This window comes from Gordonia sp. X0973, assembly GCF_013348785.1.
Taxonomy (GTDB): domain Bacteria; phylum Actinomycetota; class Actinomycetes; order Mycobacteriales; family Mycobacteriaceae; genus Gordonia.
This window is the reverse complement of sequence record NZ_CP054691.1, coordinates 2,088,068-2,113,118: the sequence shown is the minus strand read 5'-3', so window position 1 is coordinate 2,113,118 and position 25,051 is coordinate 2,088,068. Positions and strand designations below refer to the sequence as shown.

General features: G+C 70.6%; 29 protein-coding genes. 25 read left to right on the top strand and 4 right to left on the bottom strand.

Annotated elements, in window-relative coordinates; translation table 11 throughout:
• The first annotated feature begins 7 nt into the window (after positions 1-7).
• Entirely contained in the window at positions 8-271 is a 264-nt protein-coding gene (locus HUN08_RS10340; protein ID WP_174900913.1) for a hypothetical protein, read from the top strand.
• Positions 268-894: a DUF2567 domain-containing protein gene (locus HUN08_RS10335; RefSeq protein ID WP_165353441.1), complete on the top strand. Its 627-nt coding sequence runs from the start codon at positions 268-270 to the stop codon at positions 892-894. The genes HUN08_RS10340 and HUN08_RS10335 overlap by 4 nt, the downstream gene beginning before the upstream one ends.
• 85 nt (positions 895-979) lie before the next feature.
• Here the strand turns inward: HUN08_RS10335 and HUN08_RS10330 are convergent, their stop codons facing one another.
• Complete coding sequence (locus HUN08_RS10330; protein WP_301546667.1) at positions 980-1,669, bottom strand: NUDIX hydrolase; 690 nt, start codon at positions 1,667-1,669, stop codon at positions 980-982.
• A gap of 152 nt (positions 1,670-1,821) precedes the next feature.
• Between HUN08_RS10330 and nadA the strand changes: the two genes are divergently transcribed.
• The 3 genes from nadA (at position 1,822) to HUN08_RS10315 (ending at position 5,163) form a co-directional block, all read left to right on the top strand.
• The gene (nadA, locus tag HUN08_RS10325; RefSeq protein ID WP_124246615.1) at positions 1,822-2,856 is read left to right on the top strand and encodes a quinolinate synthase NadA; all 1,035 of its coding nucleotides are present in this window, start codon (positions 1,822-1,824) and stop codon (positions 2,854-2,856) included.
• Positions 2,853-3,725 carry a carboxylating nicotinate-nucleotide diphosphorylase gene (nadC, locus tag HUN08_RS10320; protein WP_124246614.1) on the top strand — a complete coding sequence of 291 codons (873 nt, stop codon included), beginning with the start codon at positions 2,853-2,855 and terminating at the stop codon, positions 3,723-3,725. The genes nadA and nadC overlap by 4 nt, the downstream gene beginning before the upstream one ends.
• Before the next feature lie 61 nt (positions 3,726-3,786).
• Entirely contained in the window at positions 3,787-5,163 is a 1,377-nt protein-coding gene (locus tag HUN08_RS10315; RefSeq protein ID WP_124246613.1) for an aldehyde dehydrogenase family protein, read from the top strand.
• Between the two features lie 30 nt (positions 5,164-5,193).
• Here the strand turns inward: HUN08_RS10315 and HUN08_RS10310 are convergent, their stop codons facing one another.
• The gene (locus tag HUN08_RS10310; protein WP_124246612.1) at positions 5,194-5,832 is read right to left on the bottom strand and encodes a sensor domain-containing protein; all 639 of its coding nucleotides are present in this window, start codon (positions 5,830-5,832) and stop codon (positions 5,194-5,196) included.
• A 142-nt stretch (positions 5,833-5,974) separates the two neighbouring features.
• Between HUN08_RS10310 and hisD the strand changes: the two genes are divergently transcribed.
• The 17 genes from hisD to pyk all read left to right on the top strand — a co-directional run bounded on the left by hisD (position 5,975) and on the right by pyk (position 21,719).
• Positions 5,975-7,303: a histidinol dehydrogenase gene (hisD, locus tag HUN08_RS10305; RefSeq protein WP_124246611.1), complete on the top strand. Its 1,329-nt coding sequence runs from the start codon at positions 5,975-5,977 to the stop codon at positions 7,301-7,303.
• Positions 7,300-8,451, top strand: coding sequence for a histidinol-phosphate transaminase (locus tag HUN08_RS10300; RefSeq protein WP_124246610.1), 1,152 nt, complete (start codon positions 7,300-7,302; stop codon positions 8,449-8,451). Before hisD ends, HUN08_RS10300 begins: the two co-directional genes overlap by 4 nt.
• Positions 8,451-9,089, top strand: a complete 639-nt coding sequence (gene hisB / locus HUN08_RS10295; RefSeq protein WP_124246609.1) for an imidazoleglycerol-phosphate dehydratase HisB — start codon at positions 8,451-8,453, stop codon at positions 9,087-9,089. Before HUN08_RS10300 ends, hisB begins: the two co-directional genes overlap by 1 nt.
• Positions 9,086-9,730, top strand: coding sequence for an imidazole glycerol phosphate synthase subunit HisH (hisH, locus tag HUN08_RS10290; protein WP_124246608.1), 645 nt, complete (start codon positions 9,086-9,088; stop codon positions 9,728-9,730). The genes hisB and hisH overlap by 4 nt, the downstream gene beginning before the upstream one ends.
• On the top strand, positions 9,727-9,993 hold the full coding sequence (locus HUN08_RS10285) for a hypothetical protein (RefSeq protein ID WP_124246607.1): 267 nt from the start codon (positions 9,727-9,729) through the stop codon (positions 9,991-9,993). The genes hisH and HUN08_RS10285 overlap by 4 nt, the downstream gene beginning before the upstream one ends.
• Positions 9,994-10,008: 15 nt before the next feature.
• A complete protein-coding gene (gene priA / locus HUN08_RS10280) occupies positions 10,009-10,755 on the top strand; it encodes a bifunctional 1-(5-phosphoribosyl)-5-((5-phosphoribosylamino)methylideneamino)imidazole-4-carboxamide isomerase/phosphoribosylanthranilate isomerase PriA (protein WP_124246606.1) in 747 nt (248 codons plus the stop codon).
• Positions 10,755-11,579, top strand: a complete 825-nt coding sequence (locus HUN08_RS10275; protein ID WP_124246605.1) for an inositol monophosphatase — start codon at positions 10,755-10,757, stop codon at positions 11,577-11,579. The genes priA and HUN08_RS10275 overlap by 1 nt, the downstream gene beginning before the upstream one ends.
• Positions 11,579-12,412, top strand: a complete 834-nt coding sequence (hisF, locus tag HUN08_RS10270) for an imidazole glycerol phosphate synthase subunit HisF (RefSeq protein ID WP_124246604.1) — start codon at positions 11,579-11,581, stop codon at positions 12,410-12,412. The genes HUN08_RS10275 and hisF overlap by 1 nt, the downstream gene beginning before the upstream one ends.
• Positions 12,409-12,816: a phosphoribosyl-AMP cyclohydrolase gene (gene hisI / locus HUN08_RS10265; protein WP_124246603.1), complete on the top strand. Its 408-nt coding sequence runs from the start codon at positions 12,409-12,411 to the stop codon at positions 12,814-12,816. The genes hisF and hisI overlap by 4 nt, the downstream gene beginning before the upstream one ends.
• Positions 12,817-12,823: 7 nt before the next feature.
• Complete coding sequence (locus HUN08_RS10260; RefSeq protein ID WP_124246602.1) at positions 12,824-13,003, top strand: 4-oxalocrotonate tautomerase family protein; 180 nt, start codon at positions 12,824-12,826, stop codon at positions 13,001-13,003.
• Entirely contained in the window at positions 13,000-14,544 is a 1,545-nt protein-coding gene (locus HUN08_RS10255; protein ID WP_124246601.1) for an anthranilate synthase component I, read from the top strand. Before HUN08_RS10260 ends, HUN08_RS10255 begins: the two co-directional genes overlap by 4 nt.
• Entirely contained in the window at positions 14,541-15,260 is a 720-nt protein-coding gene (locus HUN08_RS10250) for a Trp biosynthesis-associated membrane protein (protein ID WP_124246600.1), read from the top strand. Before HUN08_RS10255 ends, HUN08_RS10250 begins: the two co-directional genes overlap by 4 nt.
• 125 nt (positions 15,261-15,385) lie before the next feature.
• Positions 15,386-16,204, top strand: coding sequence for an indole-3-glycerol phosphate synthase TrpC (gene trpC, locus HUN08_RS10245; RefSeq protein ID WP_124246599.1), 819 nt, complete (start codon positions 15,386-15,388; stop codon positions 16,202-16,204).
• Positions 16,204-17,514: a tryptophan synthase subunit beta gene (gene trpB / locus HUN08_RS10240; protein WP_124246661.1), complete on the top strand. Its 1,311-nt coding sequence runs from the start codon at positions 16,204-16,206 to the stop codon at positions 17,512-17,514. Before trpC ends, trpB begins: the two co-directional genes overlap by 1 nt.
• Positions 17,511-18,311: a tryptophan synthase subunit alpha gene (gene trpA, locus HUN08_RS10235; protein WP_124246598.1), complete on the top strand. Its 801-nt coding sequence runs from the start codon at positions 17,511-17,513 to the stop codon at positions 18,309-18,311. Before trpB ends, trpA begins: the two co-directional genes overlap by 4 nt.
• Before the next feature lie 25 nt (positions 18,312-18,336).
• Positions 18,337-20,184: a prolipoprotein diacylglyceryl transferase gene (gene lgt, locus HUN08_RS10230; RefSeq protein ID WP_301546666.1), complete on the top strand. Its 1,848-nt coding sequence runs from the start codon at positions 18,337-18,339 to the stop codon at positions 20,182-20,184.
• A 113-nt stretch (positions 20,185-20,297) separates the two neighbouring features.
• Positions 20,298-21,719, top strand: a complete 1,422-nt coding sequence (gene pyk / locus HUN08_RS10225; RefSeq protein WP_124246596.1) for a pyruvate kinase — start codon at positions 20,298-20,300, stop codon at positions 21,717-21,719.
• Positions 21,720-21,725: 6 nt separating this feature from the next.
• On the opposite strand, the gene HUN08_RS10220 is transcribed toward pyk, so the two are convergent.
• Positions 21,726-22,409 carry a metal-dependent transcriptional regulator gene (locus HUN08_RS10220; protein WP_124246595.1) on the bottom strand — a complete coding sequence of 228 codons (684 nt, stop codon included), beginning with the start codon at positions 22,407-22,409 and terminating at the stop codon, positions 21,726-21,728.
• Between the two features lie 64 nt (positions 22,410-22,473).
• Between HUN08_RS10220 and HUN08_RS10215 the strand changes: the two genes are divergently transcribed.
• Complete coding sequence (locus HUN08_RS10215; RefSeq protein WP_124246594.1) at positions 22,474-23,439, top strand: bifunctional riboflavin kinase/FAD synthetase; 966 nt, start codon at positions 22,474-22,476, stop codon at positions 23,437-23,439.
• Positions 23,440-23,441: 2 nt separating this feature from the next.
• Here HUN08_RS10215 and HUN08_RS10210 read toward each other — a convergent pair whose 3' ends face one another.
• On the bottom strand, positions 23,442-23,921 hold the full coding sequence (locus HUN08_RS10210; RefSeq protein WP_124246593.1) for a hypothetical protein: 480 nt from the start codon (positions 23,919-23,921) through the stop codon (positions 23,442-23,444).
• 35 nt (positions 23,922-23,956) lie between these two features.
• Between HUN08_RS10210 and HUN08_RS10205 the strand changes: the two genes are divergently transcribed.
• Positions 23,957-24,568 carry a hypothetical protein gene (locus HUN08_RS10205; RefSeq protein ID WP_124246592.1) on the top strand — a complete coding sequence of 204 codons (612 nt, stop codon included), beginning with the start codon at positions 23,957-23,959 and terminating at the stop codon, positions 24,566-24,568.
• Positions 24,569-24,700: 132 nt separating this feature from the next.
• Positions 24,701-24,970, top strand: a complete 270-nt coding sequence (rpsO, locus tag HUN08_RS10200; protein WP_124246591.1) for a 30S ribosomal protein S15 — start codon at positions 24,701-24,703, stop codon at positions 24,968-24,970.
• The last annotated feature ends 81 nt before the right edge of the window (positions 24,971-25,051 follow it).

Sequence of the window (25,051 nt, the reverse complement as noted above, 5' to 3'; positions counted from 1 at the left end):
CCGCGTCGTGACTCCCGCCGCGCCCGCCGGGCCAGCGACCCCGGTGCCGGGCCCGCTGGCCGCCCCCCACAGGTTCGGGGTGTACACCGGTATCGAGACCGAGCTGCAGAGCGAGGACGCCGTGCCGACCACGGCCCGGTTGGGATTGGAACCGCCGCGCTACTGCGGCCAATGCGGTCGGCGGATGGTCGTGCAGGTCCGCCCGGACGGGTGGTGGGCGCGCTGCTCGCGGCACGGCGAAGTGGACTCGAGCGAACTGGAGCGTCGATGAACGACCAGGTGATCCTGGCCCCCGGGCCGCTCCCGGAGACGCCGCTACCCGGGGCGCACGGGCGGCCGTCGACGGCGATGCGCGCCAATGTGCTCGTCGCGGCGCAGATGGTCAAGGCCGTGCTGATCGTCGTGGCGGTGAGCGTGGTCGCGGCCGTTGTGTGGTCGTTCGTCGCCCCCATGCCGACCGGGTCGGTGCTGGAGCGGGGCCGCGCCAGCGTGCCGGCCGACCAGTTCGGCCGCTATTTCGACGGAATCGGGTGGTTCTGCGTCGGACTGCTCGTGATCGGGGTGGCCGCCGCCGGAATCTTCTGGCGGGTCGCGACGACGTGGCGCGGACCGCTCGGCGCGCTGCTGTTGGCCGCCACGACCGTCGTGTCCTCGGGTCTGGCGATCGAGGTGGCGCTGACCGTGCTGCGGATCCGCCTGCCCGACCCGTTGAAGCTCGACGCCGGGCAGACCTTCTCACATGCGCCGAAGCTGTGGATGGCCTCGCCGGGCGACGGGGCGCTGGGCTCGCCGGGCATCCTGCTGGTCCTCATGCCCGTGATAGCGCTGCTCACCTACCTGTTCTTCGTGCTGATGTCCGACAGCCCGGGCCTCGACGCCGACACCGTCGACTGACCGGCGCCCCCCCCCACCGATCGCCGAGTGGGCACCCCAACCCCGCCGAGTGGGCACCCCAATCCCGTCGAGTGGGCACCCAGGCCTACATCAGCGGCGGTCGCAGCGTGGCGAACTCGTCGGTCACGCGCAGTGACGACTCGGTGAAGCGGTAGAGCGCAGGCGGACGACCGCCCCCGTTGCTGCGGCGGACGCCGCCGGTGGCGGTGATCACCGCCCGTCGCGACAGGATCCGCAGGAGATTGGTGGTGTCGACCGGATAGCCGAGCGCGGCGCCGTAGATCTCCGACAGCTCCGACATCGGGAATTCCGCGGGTGCGAGTGCGAACGCGATATTGGTGTACGAGAGCTTGCCGGCCAGGCGGTGACGGGCCGCCGCGACGATGGCCGTGTGGTCGGCCACCAGCGCGGGCAACGCGTCGACGGAGTGCCAGGCCCCGGCGTCGGCCGGCGTGTCGGCACGGGCGAGACCGAGGTAGGTCGACGCGACGGTGCGACCGCCCGGCACGCGGTCGGGGGCGGAAAAGACCTCCAACTGTTCGAGGTGCGCCACGTCGGCGATGCCGGCCTGATCGTGCAGGGCGGCCAGCGCGGTGGCGGCCAGCTCCGCGTCGACGTCGATGTCGCCGCCGGGCAGCGTGCCGATTCCGTCCTCGGAAGAGGGGATGACCAGCACTTGGAGGCCGAGCCGGTCGGGCAGCGCCGAGTCGGGTCCCACCCGGAAAACCGCACTGCGGACTTCGAGGCGCACGGGGTCGGGCTCGTCGGCGGTCACGAGGCGATCATAGGACAGCGACGGCGGGCCGCAGGTGGCGCGGCGGGACGGTCGGGAATGCTCGACACCGACGTGGTGTTACGATGAATGTGGTTTTCGACCGTCAGTCGAAAACACCCCGAATCGCCCAGCCCAGCGGCGAAGGAGGACCGATGAGTACGACGACAGACTTCACGAGCACCCTCTCGTGGACCGACGGCCCGACCGGCTACACCGGCGTCGAGGCCACCCCGGAGTGGGCCGACGAGGTGAAGCGCCTGGCGAAGGCGCGCAACGCGACAATCCTCGCGCACAACTATCAGCTGCCCGCGATCCAGGACATCGCCGACCACACCGGTGACTCGCTTGCGCTCTCGCGCATCGCCGCCGACGCGGAGGAGGACGAGATCATCTTCTGCGGCGTCCACTTCATGGCCGAGACCGCGAAGATCCTCAGTCCCGACAAGCGCGTCATGATCCCCGACGCGCGGGCCGGCTGCTCGCTGGCCGACTCGATCACCGCCGACGACCTGCGGGCGTGGAAGGCAGAGTTTCCCGATGCCGTCGTCGTGTCCTATGTGAACACGACCGCGGAGGTGAAGGGACTCACCGACATCTGCTGCACGTCGAGCAACGCCGTCGACGTCGTCGCGTCCATCGACCCGGACCGCGACGTGCTGTTCCTGCCGGACCAGTTCCTCGGCGCCCACGTCAAGCGGATGACCGGGCGCGACAACATCCACATCTGGGCCGGCGAATGCCACGTCCACGCCGGTATCAACGGCGACGAACTGGCCGAACAGGCCGAGTCGCACCCCGACGCCGATCTCTTCATCCACCCGGAGTGCGGCTGCGCCACCTCGGCGCTGTACCTCGCCGGCGAGGGGGCGGTGCCGGAGGAGAAGGTCAAGATCCTGTCCACCGGCGGCATGCTCGACGCGGCGCGCGAGACCAAGGCCAAGCAGGTCCTGGTCGCCACCGAGATCGGCATGCTGCACCAGCTCCGCAAGGCAGCGCCGGGCGTCGACTTCCAGCCCGTCAACGGCCGCGCGTCCTGCCCGTACATGAAGATGATCACCCCGGCCGCGCTCCTGCGCTGCCTGATGACCGGCGACGACGAGGTCGACGTCGCACCCGACGTCGCCGAGCGGGCGCGCGCCAGCGTGGAGAAGATGATCGCGATCGGCAACCCCGGCTCGGGCGAATGAGTGACCACGGGACCGTCACCGGGGATGTCGTCACCGACGAGGTTCGGGCGCTGATCCGTACCGCCCTCGACGAGGATCTGCGCTACGGGCCCGACGTCACCAGCCTCGCGACGGTCCCGGCCGACGCGGTCGCGCAGGCGGCCATCGTCAGCCGGGGCCGCGGGGTGGTCGCGGGGGTGCCCGTCGCGCGAGCGGTCTTCGACGAGGTGATCGGTGCCGGTCGCTACGAGGTGACCGCCGAACTCGCCGACGGCGATCGGGTGGAACCCGGCGACACCGTGCTGGCCCTGCGCGCGCCGACGCGCGAGCTGCTCACGGCCGAGCGCACCGCACTGAACCTGCTGTGCCACCTGTCGGGTATCGCCACCGCCACCGCCGCCTGGGTCGACGCGGTGGCGGACACGAAGGCGCAGATCCGCGACTCGCGCAAGACGCTGCCGGGGATGCGGTTCCTGCAGAAGGCCGCGGTCCGGGCCGGCGGGGGCGTCAACCACCGGATGGGGCTGGGCGACGAGGCACTCATCAAGGACAACCACGTCGTCGCTGCCGGATCGGTCGCCGCGGCACTCACCGCCGTCCGCGAGTTGGCCCCCGACATCCCCGTCGAGGTGGAGGTCGACTCCCTCGACCAGCTCGACGAGGTGCTGGCCCTGGCGCCGACCCTGGTGCTCCTGGACAACTTCCCACTCTGGGCCACCCAGATGGCGGTGACCCGCCGGGATGCCCGCTCGCCGTCGACCAAGCTGGAGAGTTCCGGCGGGCTGACCCTCGACGTCGCCGCCGAGTACGCCAAGACCGGCGTCGACTACCTCGCCGTCGGGGCGCTGACCCACTCGGTCACGGTCCTCGACCTCGGCCTGGACATGTAGCAAGTCCGCAGAACGTCGAAATCGTGAGGTACCGGCGCGAACCCCGCGTACGGTGGCGATCATGACCGCCTATGTGACCGCGAACCCCACCACCGGCGCCGTCGAGCGCACCTTCGAGACCATGAGCGACGCCGACGTGGAGGGCGTCCTGTCGCGATCGGCGGCGGCGTATCAGGAGTGGCGCACGACGCCGATCGACGAGCGCCTCGCCATGCTGCGCGCCACCGCGGCGGCCTACCGCGATCGGTCCGACGAGTTGGCCGCCATCGTCGCCACGGAGATGGGCAAGCCCCTGGCGCAGGCGGCCGGCGAGATCATGCTCACGTCGATGATCTACGACTGGTACGCCGAGAACGGTCCCGCGCTGCTGGAGCCGGAGGTCCTCGACCCGCAGGGGGCGGCCGAGTCGGTGGTCACCCGCGAGTCGATCGGCCCGATCCTCGGGATCATGCCGTGGAACTTCCCGTACTACCAGGTGGCCCGCTTCGCGGCGCCCAACCTGCTGCTCGGCAACACGATCATCCTTAAGCATGCGCCGATCTGTGCGGCGAGTTCTGCGGTGATGGCCGAGATCGCGCACGCAGCGGGCGTCCCCGCCGACGCGTATATCAACGTGTACGCCAGCAACGAGCAGGCGGCGACCATGATCGGCGACCGCCGGGTGCAGGGCGTCTCGCTGACCGGCAGCGGTCGTGCCGGGGCGGCGGTGGCACAGACCGCGGCGGCGCATCTGAAGAAGTCGGTGCTCGAACTCGGCGGGTCGGATGCCTTCATCGTCCTGGACACCCCGGATATGGCCGCCACCGCCAAGGGGGCGGCCGCGGCCCGGCTGCTCAACTGCGGGCAGGCCTGCAATGCGCCGAAGCGCTTCATCGTGAAGGACGAACTCGTCGACGACTTCGTCGCCAACCTCACCGCCGTCTTCGAGGCGTCGACGGTCGGCGATCCGACCCAGGCCTCGACCCGCGTCGGTCCGCTCTCGTCGATCGAGGCCCGCGACCGGGTCGTCGAGCAGGTCGCCGCGGCCGTGGCGCAGGGCGCGACGCTGCACACCGGCGGGCAGCCGCTCGACGGTCCCGGTGCGTTCATGGCACCGGCGGTACTGACCGGGGTGACGCCGGAGATGGACGCCTACCGGGAGGAGATCTTCGGACCGGTCGCCGTCGTGTACTCGGTGAGCAGCGACGACGAGGCGGTGACCCTCGCGAACGACGTCGACTACGGGCTCTCCGGCTCGGTGTGGAGTTCCGATGTCGAGCGCGCCCGCGCACTGGCCGACCGCCTCGACGTCGGCATGGCGATGGTCAACGAACACGGCACCACCCTGCCCGGCCTGCCGTTCGGCGGCGTCAAGGAATCCGGCTACGGCCGCGAACTCGGGCCGTGGGGGCTGGGCGAGTTCGCCAACCTGCGGTTGCGGCGGGTCGCCAAGTCCTGAGCGGGGGCCGGACCCGCCGGCCGGCCAACGTCAGCGCGCGACGGGGATCGCGTCGGCGATGGCGCGGGCCACGGTCGGCGTCTCGTCCCGCAGCGAGGCCGTCGCGATGAGCGCGCCGTCCAACCGGATGGCGTAAAAGGTGTGGAACGGGGCGATCGGCAGCGTCGGCCCGTCCGCAAACCACGACCACGTCGCGGTGTTGCCGTCGGTGGTGACGGAGGACTGGTGTCGGTCCCGGCTAGTGCGGGCCGCGGCGACGATGCGGTCGAAGACCGCCCGCGCCTGCGCTGCGGACCGATAGCGGACCAGGGACTCGTTCACGCCGTCGTTGTTGGGTCCGACGCGGAATCGGGCCTCGGCGTAGCGCTCGTAACCGGGAGGGAAGGCCGCCGTCGTCCCCAGCGCGGTCGGCCCGCACGGCGTCGGACCGCAGTCGAAGGGGGCGTCGGTGGGTTCCGGGTCCTCCTCGGCACGCTTGTGGATCGGGGCCAGCACGCGGTTGATCTCGTCGCGATCGAGCAGCTGGTCGGCCAGCGCGACCCGTGCGACGGCGCTGCTCGACGGTGCGATCGAACCCGGGCCGTTGGTGTCGGTCGGGCGCGAGCCGACGGTGCAGCCGGTGAGCAGGAGCGCGAAAGCGGTGACGCACAGGGTGAGCAGTCGGGTCATAGCCGGCGACGGTACGCCCGCGGCGCGAGGCGCGTCATTCCATCGCACGTACGCGGCGAGACCCGCCGGCCGTGGGCGTGCGCTAAACCACTTTGCCAGACCGCATATCCTGGTAGGAGTCCCCACAACCCCAGGAGTCACGATGCTCTCGCGCACCGACCTGCGCGGCACCACGCCGAGCGCGGCCCAGCTGCGCCGCGCGCTGCCCCGCGGTGGAACCGACGTCAACGCCGTGCTGCCCACGGTCACGCCGGTCGTCGAGGACGTCAAGGCCCACGGCGCCCGCGCCGCACTCGACTTCGGTGAGCGCTTCGACAAGGTGCGCCCCGCTTCTGTGCGCGTCCCCGCGCAGGTCATCGCCGACGCGGCCGCGGGCCTCGACCCGGCGGTGACCGCCGCGTTGCAGGAGTCGATCGACCGCGCCCGGGCGGTACACGCCGACCAGCGGCGCGCCACGGTGACCACCGACGTCGCACCGGGCGGGCGGGTCGCGGAGAAGTGGATCCCGGTGCGCCGGGTGGGCCTCTACGTGCCCGGCGGCAATGCCGTCTACCCGTCGAGCGTCGTCATGAACGTGGTGCCCGCGCAGGCGGCCGGCGTCGAATCCCTCGTCGTCGCATCGCCGCCGCAGGCCGACTTCGGCGGGTGGCCGCACCCGACGATCCTCGCCGCGTGCGCCCTTCTCGGCGTCGAGGAGGTGTGGGCCGTCGGCGGCGCCCAGGCGGTCGCGCTGCTGGCCTACGGCGGCACCGATACCGATGACGGCGAACTCGACCCCGTCGACCTCATCACCGGGCCGGGCAACATCTACGTCACCGCCGCCAAGCGGCTGGTGCGCGGAGTCGTCGGCATCGACTCGGAGGCCGGCCCCACCGAGATCGCCATCCTCGCCGACGACTCGGCCGATCCCGCGCATGTCGCCGCCGACCTCATCAGCCAGGCCGAGCACGACGTGTTGGCCGCATCGGTGCTGGTCACCGACAGTGAATCCTTCGCCGACGCCGTCGACGCCGAGGTGACCGCGCAGGCCGCCGACACCAAGCACGCCGAGCGCGTCGCCGCGGCACTGACCGGCCCGCAGTCGGGGATCGTGCTGGTCGACGACATCGAGGCGGGTCTGCGCGTGGTCGACGAATACGCCGCCGAGCACCTCGAGATCCAGACTCGTGACGCGGCGGGCGTCGCCGAGCGGGTGCGCAACGCCGGCGCCATCTTCGTCGGGCCGTACGCGCCGGTCAGCCTCGGTGACTATTGCGCCGGGTCCAACCACGTGCTCCCGACCTCCGGCTCGGCGCGATTCGCCTCCGGGCTCTCGGTGCAGACCTTCCTCAAGGGCGTCCACGTCATCGACTACGACGAGGCAGCGTTGCGGGCCGTCGCCGACCAGGTCGTCACGCTGGCCGACGCCGAGGACCTACCGGCCCACGGCGACGCGGTGAAGGCGCGCTTGCGCCCGGCCGGACGGTCATGAGCAGCGGCCGGATCGGGGCCACGGATGCGGCGGTGCCCGGGGCCCGCGCAACCCTCGCGGATCTGCCGTTGCGCGACAACCTGCGCGGCAAGCAGCCCTACGGCGCTCCGCAGCTCGACGTGCCGGTGCAGTTGAACACGAACGAGAACCCGCACCCGCCGTCGCAGGCCCTCGTCGACGACGTCGCCGAGTCGGTGCGGGAGGCGGCGGCACAGCTGCACCGCTATCCCGACCGGGACGCCGTCGCGCTGCGCACCGATCTCGCCGAGTACCTGTCGCAGGCGACCGGCGTGGCGCTGGGCGTCGAGAACGTGTGGGCGGCCAACGGATCCAACGAGATCCTGCAGCAGGTGCTGCAGGCCTTCGGCGGTCCGGGCCGCAGCGCGCTCGGATTCGTCCCGTCCTACTCGATGCACCCGATCATCTCCGACGGCACGGACACGACCTGGCTCGCGGGCAAGCGGTCGGGCGATTTCTCCCTCGACCTCGACTACGCGCTCGGCGAGATCGCCCGCCTGCGGCCCGACGTGGTGTTCCTGACCTCGCCCAACAATCCGACCGGCGCGTCCATCCCGAACGCCGACGTGGCCGCGATCGTCGACGCCGCGCCGGGGATCGTCATCGTCGACGAGGCATACGCGGAGTTCAGCGACCAACCCAGCGCCGTCGAACTCATCGACCGGTATCCGACGAAGGTGATCGTCTCGCGCACGATGAGCAAGGCCTTCGCCTTCGCCGGCGGACGCCTGGGCTACCTCGCCGCGTCGCCCGCGGTGATCGACGCGCTGCTGTTGGTCCGGCTGCCGTATCACCTGTCGGTACAGACGCAGGCCGCCGCACGCGCCGCGCTGCGCCACCGCGACGAGACGCTCGCCGGGGTGGCGCGCATCGTCGCCGAACGCGAGCGCGTCGTCGCTCGGCTGATCGAACTGGGCTACGACGTGGCGCATTCGGACGCGAACTTCGTGTTGTTCGGCGAATTCGCCGACCCGGCGGCGAGTTGGCAGCGCTACCTCGACGACGGCGTGTTGATCCGCGATCCGGGTATCGCGGGCCGTCTGCGTGTCACCATCGGGTTGGATACCGAAAACGATGCATTCCTGCGGGTCAGTGAGAAGCTGGCCCCGACCGACCTAGTGAGGGTCTGATGAGTAACACCGCCGCGCGCACCGCACGGGTGGAGCGCACCACGCGCGAGTCGTCGATCACCGTCGAGCTGAACCTCGACGGGAGCGGCCGCACCGACATCGCCACCGGCGTGCCCTTCTACGACCACATGCTGACCGCCTTCGGCCAGCACGGCAGTTTCGACCTGACCGTGGCCGCGCGCGGCGACATCGAGATCGAGGCGCACCACACCGTCGAGGACACCGCCATCGTGCTCGGCCAGGCCTTCGGGCAGGCGCTCGGCGACAAGAAGGGCATCCGCCGCTTCGGCGACGCGTGGATCCCGATGGACGAGACGCTCGCGCAGGCCGTCGTCGACGTGTCCGGGCGCCCGTACTTCGTCCACACCGGCGAGCCCGACCACCTGCTCACCGCGGTCATCCCCGGGGTGCAGGAGGGGGATAGGGCCGGTGCGCCGTACTCCACCGTGATCAACCGGCACGTGTTCGAGTCGCTGGCGCTCAACGCGCGCATCGCCCTGCACGTGCGGGTGGAGTACGGCCGCGACCAGCACCACATCACCGAGGCCCAGTACAAGGCCGTCGCGCGGGCGCTGCGGCAGGCGTGCGAACCCGATCCGCGGGTGAGCGGGGTCCCGTCGACGAAGGGCAGTCTGTGACCGCACCCTCGGTGACGATCCTCGACTACGGATCGGGCAACCTGCGCTCGGCCCAGCGCGCCCTCGAACACGTCGGCGCGGCCGTCACGGTCACCACCGACCGGGGCGCGGCGGCCGAGTGCGACGGCCTGCTCGTGCCCGGTGTCGGCGCCTTCGAGGCCTGCATGAAGGGATTCGCCGGGGTCGGCGGGCCGCAGGTCGTCGGGCGGCGCCTGGCCGGCGGCCGACCGGTGCTGGGGATCTGCGTCGGCATGCAGATCATGTTCACCACCGGCGTCGAATTCGGCGTCGAGACGACGGGATGCGGGGAGTGGCCCGGTGCGGTCACCAGGCTCGACGCCCCGGTGCTGCCGCACATGGGCTGGAACACCGTGACCTCGCCGGACGGTTCGGTGCTGTTCGACGGCATCGGCGCCGACGAGCGGTTCTACTTCGTCCACTCCTATGCCGCGCGCGAGTGGGAGTTGGACGACGACGGGTCGTCGCCGATCGCGGCGGCCAAACTGACCTGGGCCCAGCACGGCTCGCGGTTCCTCGCCGCGGTGGAGAACGGCGCGCTGTCCGCGACGCAGTTCCACCCGGAGAAGTCCGGCGACGTGGGCCTGACCCTGCTGGAGAATTGGTGTCGGAGTCTGTCATGAGCAACAAGGCGAGCGGTTTCTCGTTCATCAAACTCGCGCTGGCGTCGCTGTCGGCCGGGATGGCCGTCCTGGTGGTGTCGCTGCCGCTGATCTGGCTCGGCTCGAAGGTGACGCCGTGGCTCGGCCTGATCATCGGCCTGGCCGCCATCGTCGGTATCGTCGCGGCGGTGGGTTTCGTGTCCAACCGGATGGTCGAGCGGGCCGCCGCGCACATCCGGGAAGAGCGGGACGCATCCGCGCCCGGCCCCCTCGACAACCGTTAGGAACACCTCCGACCCATGGTCCAGCCACTGCAACTGTTGCCCGCCGTCGACGTCGCCGACGGTCGAGCCGTCCGCCTGCTGCGCGGGGCCGCCGGCACCGAGACCTCGTACGGTTCGCCGCGCGACGCCGCCCTCGCGTGGCAGCGCGACGGCGCGCAGTGGGTCCACATGGTGGACCTCGACGCGGCTTTCGGGCGCGGTGACAACCGCGCGCAGATCGCCGAGGTCATCGCCGAACTCGAGGTGGCCGTGGAGCTGTCCGGCGGCATCCGCGACGACGCCTCGCTGGCCGCCGCGCTCGCCACCGGCTGCGCCCGGGTCAACCTGGGGACCGCCGCCATCGAGAACCCGGACTGGTGTGCGCGCGCGATCGCCGAATACGGCGAGCGAATCGCGGTGGGGCTCGACGTCACCGCCGACGGAGATTCGTGGAAGCTGCGCGGCCGCGGCTGGGTCACCGAGGGCGGCGACCTGTGGGAGACCCTTGCCCGCCTCGACGCGGACGGCTGCGCGCGGTACGTCGTGACCGACGTGTCCAAGGACGGCACCCTGAGCGGTCCGAACCTGGACCTGCTGCGCCAGGTCGCGCAGCGCACCGAGGCCCCCGTCGTCGCCTCCGGCGGAATCTCCGAACTCGCCGACCTCACCGCCATCGCGGGGCTGTCGGATCTCGGCGTGGAGGGCGCGATCATCGGGAAGGCGCTCTACGCCGGCCGCTTCACCCTGCCGGAGGCGCTCGCGGCGGTGCGCGGGGCGGTGTGATGGTCGACCAGCCCTCATCGTCGGACCTGTCCGGTCTCGCCGCGGCGGCAGCGGCGGTGCTCGACGCCGCCTGCCCGCGCTTCCGCGCCGGGCTGGGCGCGCCGAGCGTCGTCGCCAAGGGTGGCCACGACTTCGCGACCCAGGTCGATCTCGACCTGGAGCGGTTCATCAGCGACGAGCTGACCAGCCGCACGGGCCTGCCCTGTCACGGTGAGGAATTCGGCGGCCCGCCCGCAGGCGAAGGCCTCGTGTGGGTGGTCGACCCGATCGACGGGACGTTCAACTACTCCGGCGGCAACCCGATGACCGGGATCCTCGTCGGGTTGTGCGCCGACGGCGTGCCGGTGCTCGGGCTGACCTGGCTGCCGCTGCTGGACCGGCGCTACGTCGGCTACGCCGGCGGGGGACTGAGGGTGAACGGCGAATCCGTCGGGCGCCTCGCGCCGGTCGCGCTGCGCGAGGCGGCGATCGGTTTCGGCGGGTTCAACCAGACCGGGGGCGGACCCTATCCGGGGGTGAAGCGCATCGCGGTGCTCTCGGAGTTGAGCAGCCGGGCGTCGCGATTGCGGATCTCCGGCAGCACCGGGGTCGACCTGGCGTTCACTGCGGCCGGAACATACTCCGGTGCCATCTCGTTCAGCAGATACGCGTGGGACAACGCGGCCGGGACGGCGCTCGTGCGCGCCGCCGGGGGCATCGTCACCGACCTCGCGGGCAATCCGTGGACGGTGGCCTCGCCCTCGGTGGTCGCGGCGGCCCCCGGAGTGCACGGGGAGCTGCTGGACTTGATCGAGTCGGTGACCGGAGGGGACTGGGAGGTCTGATGAGTGTTGCGGTGAGGGTGATCCCCTGTCTGGACGTCGACGACGGCCGCGTCGTGAAGGGCGTCAACTTCGAGAACCTGCGCGACGCGGGCGATCCCGTCGAACTCGCGGCGCGCTACAACGCGGAGGGCGCCGACGAGTTGACCTTCCTCGACGTCACCGCCTCCAGTTCCGGGCGCGCGACGATGATCGACGTGGTCAAACGGACCGCCGATGAAATCTTCATCCCGCTCACCGTCGGCGGCGGCATCCGCGAGGTCGACGACGTCGACGCGATGCTGCGCGCCGGCGCGGACAAGGTCAGCGTCAACACGGCGGCCATCGCGCGACCCGAGGTGTTGAGCGAGATGAGCCGCCGCTTCGGCTCGCAGTGCATCGTGCTCTCCGTCGACGCCCGCACCGTGCCGGAGTCGGCCGCCGGGAGCGAAGCGAGCGGGGCCGATCAACGCAGCAAGCCCACCCCGTCGGGGTGGGAGGTGACCACCCACGGCGGTCGCCGCGGTACCGGGATCGACGCGCTCGAATGGGCGGCGCGCGGCGCTGAGCTGGGCGTGGGGGAGATCCTGCTCAACTCGATGGACGCCGATGGGACGAAGGCCGGTTTCGATCTGGCGATGCTGACGGCGGTGCGGGCGGTCGTCGACGTGCCGGTCATCGCCAGCGGCGGGGCGGGCAAGGTCGAGGACTTCGCGCCGGCGGTGCGCGCCGGGGCCGACGCGGTCCTCGCCGCATCGGTGTTCCACTTCGGAGAACTCACCATCGGGGCGGTGAAATCGGCGCTCGCCGACGAGGGGATCACCGTGCGGCGCACCGGAATGGCGGCCCTCCGATGAGTACCGACCGGCCGGGTGCCGACCGGCTCGACCCGGCCATCGCCGCCCGGCTCAAGCGTAACGACGACGGCATGATCGCGGCGGTCGCCCTGGAGGAGGGCACCGGTATCGTGCTGATGCAGGCGTGGATGGACGACGTCGCCCTCGCCCGGACGCTGGCGACCGGCCGCGCGACCTACTACTCGCGGTCGCGCCAGCAGTACTGGGTCAAGGGCGAGACGAGCGGCCACGTCCAGCGGGTCCGCTCGGTGCGCCTGGACTGCGACGGCGACACGGTCCTGCTCGTCGTCGACCAAACCGGTCCGGCCTGCCACACCGGCAACCACAGCTGCTTCGACACCGAAGAACTCTTCCACGATCCATCCGCACCCGACGACCCCCCAGTACCCGAAGGCCAGGAGTGATGCCGCCATGCCGTTGATCCAGATCTCTCAGACGCCGGGGTTGTCCGACGCGATCAAGCGGGAGACGATCGCCGCGGTCACCGAGGCGTACGCCCGGGCCACCGGCAAGAACCCGGACTCGGTGTGGGTGACCATCACCGAGGTGCCGCGCAGCCAGTGGGGTGTGGGAGGCGAGCCGCTCGGATGAGCAATCACGCGCATTTGACGACGACGACCATCGAGCAGTTCCGCGACCTGGCCGCCGACCACCGCGTCGTCCCGGTGACCAGGCGCGTCCTCGCCGACGGGGAGACGCCGCTGTCGGCCTACGCCAAGCTCGCCGGGGACCGGCCGGGAACCTTCCTGCTGGAATCCGCCGAGAACGGGCAGTCGTGGTCGCGATGGTCCTTCATCGGGGCCGGGGCGCCGGCCGCGCTGACCGTCGTCGACGGTGAGGCCAGCTGGTGGGGCACCACCCCGGCCGGGGCGCCGACCGGGGGAGACCCGTTGGAGGCGCTCGCCGCGTCGCTGCGCCTGCTGGCCACCGACCCGTTGCCGGATATGCCGCCGCTGACCGGCGGTTTCGTCGGCTTCATGGCCTACGACATGGTGCGCCGCCTGGAACGGTTGCCGGAGAAGACGGTCGACGACCTGGGCCTGCCCGATCTGTTCCTGATGCTCGCCACCGACTTGGCCGCCGTCGACCACCACGAGGGCACCATCACCCTCATCGCCAACGCGGTGAACTGGAACGGCAGCGACGAGCACGTCGACGAGGCTTATGCCGATGCGCTGGCCCGGCTCGACCGCATGACCGACGCGTTGGCGGCGCCCGCCCCGTCCACGGTCGCGGTGTTCGACCGCGCGGCACCCGACTACACCTCCCAGCGGAGTCTGGACGACTATCGCGAGATCGTGGACTCCCTCGTCGGCGACATCGAGGCCGGCGAGGCCTTCCAGGTGGTGCCCTCGATGCGCTTCGAGATGGCCACAGACGCCGACCCGCTCGACGTCTACCGCGTGCTGCGGGCGTCGAATCCCAGCCCGTACATGTACCTGCTGCGGATGCCGGGCACGGTCGGCGCGGGTGACCACCCGGTGACCATCGTCGGCAGCTCGCCCGAGGCACTGGTCACGGTGAGCGACGGGACCGCGACGACCCACCCGATCGCCGGCACCCGCTGGCGCGGCGCGACCCCCGAGGACGACCTGCTGCTGGGCAAGGACCTGCTCGCCGACGAGAAGGAGAACTCCGAGCACCTCATGCTCGTGGATCTGGGCCGCAACGACCTCGGGCGCGTTTGCGAGCCCGGCACGGTCAAGGTCAGCGACTACCGCCGACTCGAGCGCTACAGCCACGTCATGCATCTGGTCTCCACCGTCACCGGCCGGCTGCGCGCCGACAAGACCGCGCTCGACGCGGTGACCGCCTGCTTCCCGGCCGGCACGCTGACCGGCGCCCCCAAGGTGCGCGCGATGGAGCTGATCGAGGAGCACGAGATCACCCGGCGCGGGCTCTACGGCGGGGTCGTCGGCTACCTCGACTTCGCCGGGGACGCCGACACCGCGATCGCGATCCGCACGGCATTGCTGACCGACGGGAAGGCCTATGTGCAGGCCGGTGGTGGCGTCGTCGCCGACAGTGAGGCCGAGTACGAGTACAACGAGGCGCGCAACAAGGCGACGGCCGTCCTCAACGCGGTCGCCGCGGCCGCCACCATGTCCCGGCTCGACGGGAAGCGGTCGTGAGCGCGGACCGGTCGGCGACCCGGGGCAAGGCCGTCGCGTCACTGCTGCTGGCGCTCGGCGCCGCGCTGCTGTGGGTGGCGTCGCGGGTGAACTGGGCCCGCATCGAGGCCACCGACGGCTTGTCGCCGCAGCGCCGATTCGACGTCACCGGGGCGCAGTGGAGTCCGTGGCTCGTCCCGCTGGCACTGGTCCTGCTGGCATCGATCGCCCTGGTCTGGTCGCTGCGGGGCTGGGCGCTGCGGCTCCTGGCTATCGTCCTCGCGCTGTGCGCGGTCGTCGCCGCGATTCCCGCGATCGCATTGTTGACCGGCCCGCCCGACACCGACTACGCGGCGAAGGCCATCGACCTGGCACCGCGTTTCCGCGTGCTGCTGACGACGCCGACGCCGTGGGCGCCGGTCCTGGTCCTGGTGGCGGCGGTGTTCGTCGCCGGCGGCGCGGTATTCGCCCTGCGCGCCGCGCGTGGGGCGGGTATGTCCTCCAAGTACCGCTCGCCGGCCGCCCGACGCGAAGAACTGGAACGACGGGTCTTCGCCGAGCACGAGCGGCGACAGCGCGCCGCGGCCGCGGGGGGGTCCTCCGACGGGGCCGACGCCGCCGCGCCGGGGGCGCCGACCAAGGGTGTCGGCGGACTCGACGACGGTGACGGCGGCCACTCGGGCAGTGAGCGCATCCTGTGGGACAGCCTGGACACCGGGGTCGACCCGACGGAGTGACCAGGGCCGATGTCGCCGGGGGCCACCCGGGCGACGGTGCCCGCCGATGCGCGGCTACCCTTGTGACTCATCCAATGGGGCTTCCGGGCGACCGGGGCCGAGACGGGCCGGGAGGTGAGACGCCAATGGCAATGCCGACAGTTCTCGACGAGATCATCGAGGGCGTCAAAGCCGATGTCGCCGCCCGCGAGGCGAAGATCGACTACGCCGCGATCAAGAAGGCTTCCGAGGCCGCCACACCGCCGCGCGACGCGATGGCGGCGCTGCGCCAGCCGGGCATCGGGGTCATCGCCGAGGTGAAGCGGGCCAGCCCGTCGCGCGGCGATCTCGCGACGATCGCCGATCCCGCCGAATTGGCGAGCATCTACGAAGAGGGCGGCGCGCGGATCGTCAGCGTGCTCACCGAGGAGCGCCGTTTCCGCGGCTCCCTGGCCGATCTCGACGCGGTGCGCGCGGCCGTCGACCTGCCGATCCTGCGGAAGGACTTCGTCGTCGGGCCGTACCAGATCCACGAGGCGCGCGCCCACGGCGCCGACGTGATCCTCCTGATCGTCGCCGCACTCGAACAGAACGTGCTCGAGTCGCTGCTCGACCGCACCGAATCGCTGGGCATGACGGCACTCGTCGAGGCGCACACCGAGGAGGAGGCCGACCGTGCCCTGCGGGCCGGCGCCAAGGTCGTCGGGATCAACGCGCGCAACCTGAAGACCCTCGAGGTCGACCGCGACTCCTTCGCACGGATCGCCCCCGGCCTGCCCACCGACGTCATCAAGATCGCCGAGTCGGGAATCCGCGGCACCGCCGATCTGCTCGCCTACGCCGGAGCGGGCGCCGACGCCGTCCTCGTCGGCGAAGGGCTGGTCACCAGCGGCGATCCGCGCACCGCCGTCGCCGAACTCGTCACCGCAGGCACCCACCCGTCGTGCCCGAAGCCCGCTCGATAATGGCCGGGCACGGCAAGCCGGGGAACTATCCGCCGGCGAGCGCCGGGGTGGCCGGCCGCACCTCGATCGAACCGGACGCCGGTGGGCATTTCGGCGACTACGGCGGGCGCCACGTCCCCGAGGCGCTGATGGCCGTCATCGACGAGGTGACCGTCACCTACGAGAAGATGCGCACCGACGACGCCTATCTGGCCGAGCTGGACCGGTTGCAGCGCGACTACACCGGGCGCCCGTCGCCGCTGTACGAGGCGACCCGGTTGGCGGAGTACGCCGGCGGGGCGCGGCTGTTCCTCAAGCGCGAGGACCTCAACCACACCGGCTCGCACAAGATCAACAACGTCCTCGGCCAGGCGCTGCTGGCCCAGCGGATGGGCAAGACGCGGGTCATCGCCGAGACCGGCGCCGGGCAGCACGGCGTCGCCACCGCCACCGCCTGCGCCCTCCTCGGCCTGGAGTGCCTGATCTACATGGGCCGCGTGGACACCGAGCGCCAGGCGCTCAACGTGGCGCGGATGCGCCTGTTGGGGGCCGACGTGGTCGCCGTGGAGACCGGCTCGGCCACGCTGAAGGACGCGATCAACGAGGCCATGCGCGACTGGGTCACCAACGCGCACAACACCTACTACTGCTTCGGCACGGCGGCCGGACCGCACCCGTTCCCGATGATGGTCCGCGACCTGCAGCGCGTCGTCGGGCTCGAGGCCCGGGCGCAGATCCTCGAGCAGGCGGGGCGGCTGCCCGACGCGGTCGCCGCCTGCGTCGGCGGCGGATCGAACGCGATCGGCATCTTCCACCCGTTCATCGACGACGAGTCGGTGCGCCTGGTCGGTTTCGAGGCAGCAGGCGACGGCGTCGAGACGGGCCGCCACGCCGCGACCTTCACCGGCGGATCGCCCGGCGCCTTCCAGGGCGCGTACTCGTACCTGCTGCAGGACGAGGACGGCCAGACCATCGAATCCCATTCGATCTCCGCCGGACTCGACTATCCCGGCGTCGGCCCCGAGCACGCCTACCTCAAGGACGTCGGGCGGGCCGAGTACCGCCCGGTGACCGACACCGAGGCGATGGAGGCGCTCCGGCTGCTGTCGCACCGGGAGGGCATCATCCCGGCGATCGAGTCGTCGCATGCCGTCGCCGGTGCGCTGACACTCGGGCAGGAGCTGGGCGAGGGCGCGGTCATCGTCGTGAACCTGTCCGGTCGCGGCGACAAGGACGTCGACACCGCCGCCAAGTGGTTCGGCCTCTTCGACAAGCCGCCCTCAGAGTTCGAATACGCCGCCCGGCAAGCCAAGAAGGAGAGCGGTCGATGACCACGTCTGCGCCGGCCTCCCGTCTCGCGGAGACTTTCGCGGCATGTCGGGCCGAAGACCGCGCCGCGCTGATCGGCTACCTCCCGGTGGGGTACCCGACGGTCGCCGATTCGCTCGAATCGATGCGGATCATGGTCGAATCCGGCTGCGACATCGTCGAGGTCGGCATCCCGTACTCGGATCCGGTGATGGACGGCCCGACGATCGCCAAGGCGACCCAGCAGGCCCTGGCCGCGGGCAGTCGGGTCCGCGACGTCTTCGCCGCGACCGAGACGGTCGCCGCCGCGGGCGGCAAACCGGTCGTGATGGTCTACTGGAATCTCGTCCTCAAATACGGCGTCGACGCCTTTGCCCGCGATCTGGCCGCGGCCGGCGGAATGGGCATCATCACCCCCAACCTGATCCCCGACGAGGGCGCGGAGTGGGAGGCGGCCTCGGACGCGCACGACCTCGACCGGATCTATCTGGTCGCCCCCTCGTCGACGCCGGAACGCCTGGCGATGACGCTCGACCACTGCCGCGGGTTCGTCTACGCCTCGTCGACGATGGGCGTGACCGGCGCCCGCGACGAGGTCTCGAACCTGGCGCCGGAGCTGTGCGCGCGGGTCCGCGAACACTCCGACATCCCGATCGGCGTCGGCCTCGGCGTGCGCGACGGCCGTCAGGCCGCGGAGATCGCCGAGTACGCCGACGGCGTCATCGTCGGGTCCGCGCTGGTCACCGCGGCGGAGCAGGGCCTCGACGAGCTGTCCGGGTTGGTCGCCGAGCTCGCCGAGGGTGTGCGTAAGCAGTATTGAGCGTTGGTCCACTAGTGTGGATCGAGTGAAATCCGCGCAGGTCCTGGCTTACATCCCCAGTCCGCCCCAAGGGGTTTGGCAACTCGGCCCGATTCCGATCCGCGCCTATGCGCTGTGCATCGTCGTCGGCATCATCGTGGCCCTCTGGTGGGGCTCGCGCCGCTGGATCGCGCGGGGCGGCCAGCCGGGCGAGGTACTCGACGTGGCGATCTTCGCCGTGCCCTTCGGCCTGATCGGCGGCCGGCTGTACCACGTGATGACCGACTGGCGAACCTATTTCGGGGGCGTGGACCCGAATAAGCACCCGATCGACGCGCTGAAGATCTGGGAGGGCGGCCTCGGCATCTGGGGCGCGGTCGCACTCGGCGCGCTCGGAGCCTGGATCGGATGTCGCGTCTACGGGATCAAGCTGCCGTCCTTCGGCGACGCCATCGCGCCGCCGATCCTGCTCGCCCAGGCGATCGGGCGCCTCGGCAACTACTTCAACCAGGAGGTCTACGGGCGACCCACCGACAAGCCCTGGGCATTGGAGATCTTCCGCCGCCTGCCCGACGACATGACCGGGGTGTCCACCGGCCAGCGGATCGCGCTGGTCCATCCGACCTTCCTGTACGAACTCCTCTGGAATGTCTTCTTCGTCATCGTCCTGGTCCTGGTGGACCGCTACTTCCGGGTGGGCCACGGCCGACTGTTCGCCCTGTACGTCATGGGCTACTGCTTCGGCCGATTCTTCATCGAGCTGATGCGCGACGATCACGCCTCTGAACCCTTCGGCATGGGCATCCGCGTCAACTCGATCGTCTCGGTCGTCGTCTTCGCCTGCGCCTTCGCGTATTTCCTCGCCGCGAAGAAGGGCAGGGAACTGGGACTCTCGATGTACCGGCCCAAGAAGGCCGCGGAACTCGAGGCCGAGGGCAAGGTCGGCTACATCGATCCGTGGGCCCGCGACACGGCGGTCGAACCCGACGTCCCGCCGGTCGAGCAGGAGATCGCGCCGACGGCACCCGAGGCGTTGCCGGCCGCGGCCGAACCCGAACCCGAACCCACGCCGGTCGAGCCGGACGCCGAGGTCGCACCGGCGGAGCCGGAAGCCGAATCCGAAGTCACGGCCGAGCCGGAAACCGAGCCCGAGGCCGCAGCGGCCGATCCGGAACCCGAGGTCGCACCGGCCGAGTCGGAGCCTGAACCGGAAGTCACGTCGAGTGAACCCGCGGCCGCGCTCGCGACCACGGTGGCGTCCGAGGACGACGGGCCCGTCTTCGAGTTCGACGACACCGTGCGGATCGTCAGCGTGAGCCGCGAGATCGAGGCCCCCGCCTCGGAGATTTTCGAGATCATCGCCGATCCGGCCCAGCAGCCGCGCATCGACGGCAACGACAACCTGGACCAGGCGGAGGCGGGGCAGCGCGTCACGGCGGTGGGAGACACCTTCGCCATGACCAACACCAGCGGACGCGTCCGGGAGAACAAGATCGTCGAATTCACCGAGGGCAAGCGCATCGCGTGGATGCCCTCCGAGGTCGGCAAGACCCCGCCCGGACACCTGTGGCGCTGGGAGTGTGACGCGATCGACGACGGTCACACGAAGGTCACCCACACCTACGACTGGACCCAGCTGGACCCCGACGACACCAAGCGCGTCGAACGGGCGCAGGCAACCGGACCGGACAATCTGTTGGCCTCACTGAACCGCTTGGCGGCGCTGTTCGAGGAGAAGGCGGAGCCGGCCGAACCGGCGGTGGCCAAGACGCCGAACATCGTCCGCCGGGTGAAGCCAGCGGCCGAGACCGCCGCCGAGAAGGCGGCCGACGATGAGACCGACGTCGACGAATCCGGTGAGGGCGATGCCGGTCACACGTCCGACGAGAGCTGATCAGGCACCGAATCGCCGCTGCTGATTGCGGGTACGTGAAAGATGCGTGACGGGTTGTCGCGCAGTACCGGCCGCGGTGGGGGTCGTCGACGGCGGCGACTACGCTGGCTTGCGTGAAACGTCGAACGAAGATCGTCTGCACCATGGGCCCCGCGACCGCGTCCGTCGAGAAGATCCGCGAACTGGTCGACAGCGGGATGAATGTCGCGCGGCTGAACTTCAGCCACGGCACCCACGACGACCACGCGGCGATGTACGGCTTCGTCCGCGAGGTGGCGGAGTCGACCGGAGACGCGGTGGGCGTGCTCGCCGACCTGCAGGGCCCGAAGATCCGGCTGGGCCGGTTCGGCGGCGACGGGAAGGTCGAGTGGGCGGCAGGCGAGACCGTTCGGATCACCGTCGACGACGTGGTCGGCGACCACGACCGGGTCGGTACGACGTATAAGCAGCTGGCCCGTGACGCGCAGGTCGGCGACCGCCTGCTCGTCGACGACGGCAAGGTCGGGCTGGCCGTCATCGCGATCGACGGCAACGACGTGGTCTGCACGGTCACCGAGGGCGGCCCGGTCAGCAACAACAAGGGGTTGTCGCTGCCCGGGATGAACGTGTCGGTGCCCGCGCTGTCGGAGAAGGACATCGCCGACCTGGAATTCGCCCTCAAGCTCGGGGTCGACCTCATCGCGTTGTCCTTCGTGCGCAGTCCGGCCGACATCGAACTCGTCCACGAGGTGATGGACCGCGTCGGCCGCCGCGTCCCGGTGATCGCCAAACTGGAGAAGCCCGAAGCCGTCGAGAATCTCGAGGCCATCGTGTTGGCCTTCGACGCGATCATGGTCGCCCGCGGCGACCTGGGGGTGGAACTCCCGCTGGAGGAGGTTCCGCTGGTCCAGAAGAAGGCCATCCAGATGGCGCGGGAGAACGCCAAGCCGGTCATCGTCGCCACGCAGATGCTCGAGTCGATGATCGAAAACTCCCGCCCGACGCGGGCCGAGGCCTCCGACGTGGCCAACGCCGTGCTGGACGGCGCCGACGCGGTCATGCTCTCCGGGGAGACCTCGGTGGGCAAGTATCCGGTGCAGGCGGTCGCGACGATGAACCGCATCTGTTGCGCCGTCGAGGGCGGGTCGCGTTCCGTGCCGCCGCTGGACCATCTGCCGCGCACCCGCCGCGGCGTGATCTCCTACGCCGCCCGCGACATCGGCGAGCGACTGTCGGTGAAGGCCCTCGTCGCGTTCACGCAGTCCGGCGACACCGTGCGACGGCTGGCGCGGCTGCACTCACCGCTGCCGCTGTTGGCGTTCACCCCGATCCCCGAGATCCGCAACCAGCTGACCCTGAGCTGGGGCACCGAGACCTTCATCGTCGGGCGGGTCGGGAACACCGACGACATGATCGACGAGGTGGACCGGATCCTGCTCGCCGACGGGCGGATGGAGCCGGGCGACACCGTGGTCATCGTCGCCGGGGCGCCACCGGCGACCGTCGGCTCGACGAACATGATCCACGTCCACCGCATCGGCGAGCAGGACCACTGACGACGATCAGGGTGCGACGAAGATCGCCCTGGCCGCGACGTCGCCGAGGGTGATCGCCTGCTCCGCGTCGTCGACGGTGATGGTCGTCGTGCCGGCGAACGGCCGCTTCTCGGTGACGCGCACGCGGCCGTCGAGTGCGATACCGACCTCGTCGAAATAGCGCAGCATCGCCGGATCGGTGTCGGAGATACGGGCGATGGTGCCCGATTCGCCGTCGGCGAGGTCGGCCAGCAGGCAGACCTCCGGGCTGGTGATCTCCCCGTCGGGTGAGGGAATGGGGTCGCCGTGCGGGTCGCGGCGCGGGTGGCCGAGTTTGGCGTCCATCCGCTCCATCAGCCGATCGCTCACCGCGTGCTCGAGGATCTCCGCCTCGTCGTGGACCTCGTCCCACGTGTAGCCCAGTTCGGAGACCAGGTAGGTCTCCAGGAGCCGGTGGCGGCGCACCATGCCGACGGCGGCGCGACGGCCCGCCTCCGTCAGCGTGATCGCGCCGTATTTCTCGTGCTCGAGCAGGCCCTGCTCGGAGAGTTTGCGAATCCCCTCCGACGCGGTCGACGGCGATACCTCGAGGCGCTCGGCGATCATCGAGGTGGTGACTTTGACCTCGTCCCACTCGCGGGCGGCCCAGATCACCTTCAGATAGTCCTGGGCGACCGACGTCAGTTCCGACCGTTCGTTCCCACGTGGCATGGCGTTCAGTCTAGTGATGCCCGGCGCCCGATTGCGCCCCGCGTGGACGGGTAAGGTGAGCGGAGTGTTGCGATGGCGAGGTCTGGACGACATTCCAGCTGACTGGGGCCGCTGCGTGGTCACGATCGGTGTGTTCGACGGGGTGCACCGCGGGCATGCCCAGCTGATCAAGGCGGCGACGACGGCGGCCGCGGAGCGCGGACTGCCGTCAGTGCTGATGACCTTCGACCCGCATCCCGCCGAGGTGGTGCGGCCGGGCACCCATCCGCCGCAGCTCTCGACGCTGACCCGTCGCGCGGAGCTGGCCGAGGAGATGGGCATCGACGTGTTCTGCGTCATGCCGTTCACCCCGGCGTTGGCCGCGCGATCGCCCAAGGACTTCGCCCACGGCGTCCTCGTCGAGACGCTGCACGCGGCGGTGGTGGTGGTCGGCGACAACTTCACCTTCGGGCACAAGGCGGCCGGCAACGTCGACAAGCTGCGCGAATTCGGCGAGCGGTTCGGGTTCGAGGTGGAGGCGGTCTCCCTGTTCGGGGAACACGCCGTCACCTTCTCGTCGACCTATATCCGTTCCTGTGTCGCGGCCGGTGACGTGGCGTCGGCGGCGGAGGCGCTGGGCCGCCCGCATCGCGTCGAGGGCGTCGTGGTGCGCGGTGACGGCCGGGGACGGGAACTGGGCTTCCCGACGGCCAACGTCGCCCCGCCCATGCATGCGGCCATCCCGGCCGACGGGGTGTACGCGTGTTGGTTCACCGTGATCGGCCCCGGCGCGACGCTGGGCGAGGTCAAGCACGGGGAGCGGTATCCGGCGGCGGTTTCCGTCGGCACCAACCCGACCTTCTCCGGGCGCGCCCGCACCGTCGAAGCCTTCGTGCTGGACACCAAGGCCGACCTGTACGGGCAACACGTCGCCGTCGACTTCGTCGACCGGATTCGGCCGATGGAGCGCTTCGATTCGATCGACGAGCTGATCAAGGCCATCGCCGACGACGTCGACAAGACCCGCGTGGTCCTCGCCGTGCCGGAGTAGCGCTACTGGCCCTTGGTCCGCGGCGAGAGCGGACCGGGATCCCGCGGTGGCGGCGGTGGCGGGGCGATGTAGCCGGGCGGCGGCGGGGGAGCGGCGTAACCCGGCTGGGATGCCGGGGGTCCGGCCTGCGGCGGGGCACCGAGCCCCGGCGGTGGCGGCGGCTGGTGGCCCGACGGAAAACCGGGAGTCGCGGGGTGCTGCTGCGGCTGTTTGCCGCGCGTCACCAGCGCGCCGACGAGGACGGCGAGCGAGCCCACGCCCATCAGGCCGCCGATTCCGATCATGAAGTAGCCGCCGCGGTGGTCCGAACTCAGCTGGGCGTCGTAGTCCTTCTCGCCGCCCTTGGAGGAGACGCATCGGTCGCCGTGGCTCATCGTCTGCCCGCCGCAGGTCGGATTGCTCTTGGAGACTTCGTTGATGCCGATGATCAGCAGAAAGAAGCCGAGTATGACGCCGAGGACGAGATAGAGGACGTTCTTCACGAAGAAGATGGTATCGCTGTGATTGGCTGAGGGGCATGAGCGCAACCCTTTCCCGCGCGGTGGCGGCGGTGTGGATCGTCACCGGTCTGGTCATCGCCGCGTGCAGCGTGGCACCGTGGGCGGATTTGTCGGATTTGGGGTTGGGGGCGATTCGACCGACCGGCATCGGCTTTGGCTATTCGCGCGCGTATGTCTCGCTGCAATTCGGCCTCGGTTGGGTGAGTCTGGCGATCGGTCTGGTCGTGGCGGCCTGCGGAGTCGTCGGCACGGTGACGGCCGGTCGAGCCGATGCGCGCAACGGGGCGACGCGCGCGATCCCGCTGGTCCTGGCCGGTGCGGGTGGTGCCGCGGTGGCGGTGACGGCCGCGGCGGTCTGCCTGTGGCCGCTGCGTCTGACGCTCAACCTCTCGATGATCGGCGCCGAGGACCTTCCCGCGACCGTTGCCGGCCCGACGCCGTGGGTGGTGCTCATGCTGGTGGCCGGACTCGTCGTCGCCCTCGGTGCGATCGTGGTCGGCTTCGGTGCCCGGGCCGGATATGCGGCGTGGAGCGTCCTGGCGATCATCGGCGGATCTGTCGCCGGCGCGGTCGCCGTCGGGATCGTCTGGTGGTGGATGGGGCGCGACGTCGTGCACGTCGGCGGCTGACGGCGCGGATTTGGGTCCCGACCTGCGCCGCTGGTAGATTCATTCGTCGGTGCTGCTGCAGTCCGTGGCGGCGCACCCTCCCGCAGGGGGAGAACTCGAAACACGGCACTGAGAATCCGAAGGAGCGCAGCCATGTCGCTGACCGCCGAACAGAAGAAGACCATCCTGGCCGAGTACGGCCTGCACGAGACCGACACCGGTTCGCCGGAGGCCCAGGTCGCGCTGCTCACCAAGCGCATCCAGGACCTGACCGAGCACCTCAAGGAGCACAAGCACGACCACCACAGCCGTCGTGGCCTGCTGCTGCTCGTCGGTCGCCGTCGTCGCCTGCTCAAGTACGTCGCCAAGGTCGACGTCGAGCGCTACCGCTCGCTGATCGAGCGCCTCGGCCTGCGTCGATAGGCGACTCGCACAACGCCCGAACATCCGAGACACCGTCCGCACCGCGGGCGGTGTCTCGCTTTGTCTGGACGGTCACCCTCG

What these genes read in the sequence shown, in the direction of transcription:
- trpA (WP_124246598.1), top strand. Translation starts at nt 17,511, where the DNA reads ATGACCACGTCTGCGCCGGCCTCCCGTCTCGCGGAGACTTTCGCGGCA.
- HUN08_RS10310 (WP_124246612.1), bottom strand. Translation starts at nt 5,832, where the DNA reads ATGACCCGACTGCTCACCCTGTGCGTCACCGCTTTCGCGCTCCTGCTC.
- HUN08_RS10335 (WP_165353441.1), top strand. Translation starts at nt 268, where the DNA reads ATGAACGACCAGGTGATCCTGGCCCCCGGGCCGCTCCCGGAGACGCCG.
- trpB (WP_124246661.1), top strand. Translation starts at nt 16,204, where the DNA reads ATGGCCGGGCACGGCAAGCCGGGGAACTATCCGCCGGCGAGCGCCGGG.
- HUN08_RS10220 (WP_124246595.1), bottom strand. Translation starts at nt 22,409, where the DNA reads ATGCCACGTGGGAACGAACGGTCGGAACTGACGTCGGTCGCCCAGGAC.
- HUN08_RS10315 (WP_124246613.1), top strand. Translation starts at nt 3,787, where the DNA reads ATGACCGCCTATGTGACCGCGAACCCCACCACCGGCGCCGTCGAGCGC.
- HUN08_RS10285 (WP_124246607.1), top strand. Translation starts at nt 9,727, where the DNA reads ATGAGCAACAAGGCGAGCGGTTTCTCGTTCATCAAACTCGCGCTGGCG.
- priA (WP_124246606.1), top strand. Translation starts at nt 10,009, where the DNA reads ATGGTCCAGCCACTGCAACTGTTGCCCGCCGTCGACGTCGCCGACGGT.
- HUN08_RS10205 (WP_124246592.1), top strand. Translation starts at nt 23,957, where the DNA reads ATGAGCGCAACCCTTTCCCGCGCGGTGGCGGCGGTGTGGATCGTCACC.
- hisI (WP_124246603.1), top strand. Translation starts at nt 12,409, where the DNA reads ATGAGTACCGACCGGCCGGGTGCCGACCGGCTCGACCCGGCCATCGCC.
- nadC (WP_124246614.1), top strand. Translation starts at nt 2,853, where the DNA reads ATGAGTGACCACGGGACCGTCACCGGGGATGTCGTCACCGACGAGGTT.
- hisD (WP_124246611.1), top strand. Translation starts at nt 5,975, where the DNA reads ATGCTCTCGCGCACCGACCTGCGCGGCACCACGCCGAGCGCGGCCCAG.
- trpC (WP_124246599.1), top strand. Translation starts at nt 15,386, where the DNA reads ATGGCAATGCCGACAGTTCTCGACGAGATCATCGAGGGCGTCAAAGCC.
- nadA (WP_124246615.1), top strand. Translation starts at nt 1,822, where the DNA reads ATGAGTACGACGACAGACTTCACGAGCACCCTCTCGTGGACCGACGGC.
- HUN08_RS10260 (WP_124246602.1), top strand. Translation starts at nt 12,824, where the DNA reads ATGCCGTTGATCCAGATCTCTCAGACGCCGGGGTTGTCCGACGCGATC.
- hisB (WP_124246609.1), top strand. Translation starts at nt 8,451, where the DNA reads ATGAGTAACACCGCCGCGCGCACCGCACGGGTGGAGCGCACCACGCGC.
- rpsO (WP_124246591.1), top strand. Translation starts at nt 24,701, where the DNA reads ATGTCGCTGACCGCCGAACAGAAGAAGACCATCCTGGCCGAGTACGGC.
- HUN08_RS10300 (WP_124246610.1), top strand. Translation starts at nt 7,300, where the DNA reads ATGAGCAGCGGCCGGATCGGGGCCACGGATGCGGCGGTGCCCGGGGCC.
- HUN08_RS10255 (WP_124246601.1), top strand. Translation starts at nt 13,000, where the DNA reads ATGAGCAATCACGCGCATTTGACGACGACGACCATCGAGCAGTTCCGC.
- HUN08_RS10275 (WP_124246605.1), top strand. Translation starts at nt 10,755, where the DNA reads ATGGTCGACCAGCCCTCATCGTCGGACCTGTCCGGTCTCGCCGCGGCG.
- hisF (WP_124246604.1), top strand. Translation starts at nt 11,579, where the DNA reads ATGAGTGTTGCGGTGAGGGTGATCCCCTGTCTGGACGTCGACGACGGC.